The following is a 1,615-nucleotide window of genomic DNA, read 5'->3' on the forward strand; positions in this document are numbered from 1 at the left end:
CCCTTATACCAGAAGGATACGGTAAAGCTGTCATGACCAAAATTCAAGCTATGCGTCGTACGGACATAATTGCTGTTTCCGCTTTCTAAATGCAGCGCTTTGGTCCCGGGCAATACACCGTCAACATAATGGTAGTCTCCGTTTGCTGCCAACAATTGCTCTTGATCTGCATCGTCCTTTAAATGATCATTGAATGTAAGCGATGCAATAAGGGGGTTGGTATTTAATACTGCGCCTGTGGGCAATGAAGTTTTACTGTCACCATTTGAATGTGAAACTACAACGCGTAATTTTTTTCCAATATCATTTAATGTTATGGTGTAGCTGCCCGATGTCCCGCCCGATTTCACATTAATATATTGGTCGCTCATACGTGATTCCTGTACTTGCCATTGAAAGGTTGGGTTGTTGCCCATTAAATCATCAATGATATCACTAGCTGTAATCGTTTGACCGTAAACCGGCTGCATGTTGTCGATTTCCCCCGATACAATTTTTTTAGGATAAAATTGTCGATGAACACCATATGCCCTCAATCTTGAAATCCCAAAATGTGTTTGATTCTTTCGATGTAAGTACGAAGTGATCCCATTGCTCGAGTACATCGGAGCTGCTATCTTAGCACTACTATAACACACTTGGCTTTGAGCGGAACTCATCGATTATATAGATCATGCGCAACCAGATACGAAGCGCTGAAAGGAGCTATACAATGCACGTACTAGCGCGGAACGATGTAATTCCAGAGTAAAAACCTACTTGACGGCAGATGGCCTGCATATATGGGGCATTCAGAAAGAAAGCAGAAATTCTGCAGGTCTGCCCAATTTCAGAATCGAACTATTTAGAGACCTTGGAAGCTATTAGATTATTCTGTCTTTTGGATAAAAACTGATTTATGCAAAATGCTCAAGTGAAGATTGTGATCGATCAAGCCAAGATTGCTGCACATGTGGTTAGAAGATTCAGCCTGCAGCCAGGTGACGTAGCTCTCTTAGGACATTCACCAGCGATAATGGTTTACACCCAATGCAGGAGGAAGCGGAATCTCTAAACTTCCTCACCATCACACTCCAGCGAATTGTGGTTTTGCATAGCCACGCCTCGCCTCCACCAATACCATGAGAAAGAGCACCGTATTAGGCAATGTCATTAAGTTAAGGCGCAGGGCTAAAAATCAAGAACAAGAGCAGGTTATCGAAAAGATAGCCCGCTCTTTTTTTGCACCAAAAAGAGAAATAGGACTTGACAAGTAGATGAAATGGTGTGGCGAAGCCCCTTGAAAAACGAGGAGGTTACGCCGATGAATGAGTACGCRAATTCGCTAAAAGAAACRCTGACATCCCTCATACGAGAAATGTCAGCSGCACCAGCACCTTATGTCAAAAAACCTGAACAAGATTTTACCCGAAAGAAAAAGYTACCCTTTGAAACGGTTATGCAACTCCTGATCTCAATGGGGGGCAACAGCATATATAAGGAACTCTTGGAATCGCAGGGCTATGACGTAAACACCGCAACCACTTCTGCTTTTGTCCAGCAGAGGAATAAAATCCTGCCRTCCGCTGTGGAATTCTTGTTTCACAAATTTACGCAATCGTATACGAATATCAAA

1 protein-coding gene and 1 pseudogene are annotated in these 1,615 nt (G+C 42.9%); one reads left to right on the plus strand and one right to left on the minus strand.

Annotation, left to right across the window (positions count from 1 at the left end):
- Positions 1–470: hypothetical protein (locus tag AC1DWN_RS33550; RefSeq protein WP_477563153.1), on the minus strand; the 470-nt coding region annotated here is incomplete at its 3' end.
- Between the two features lie 833 nt (positions 471–1,303).
- On the opposite strand from AC1DWN_RS33550, the pseudogene AC1DWN_RS33555 reads away from it, so the two are divergent.
- A pseudogene (locus AC1DWN_RS33555) lies at positions 1,304–1,615 on the plus strand (IS4 family transposase); the annotation flags it as partial.

This window comes from Paenibacillus sp. P4_A7, from assembly GCF_056402455.1.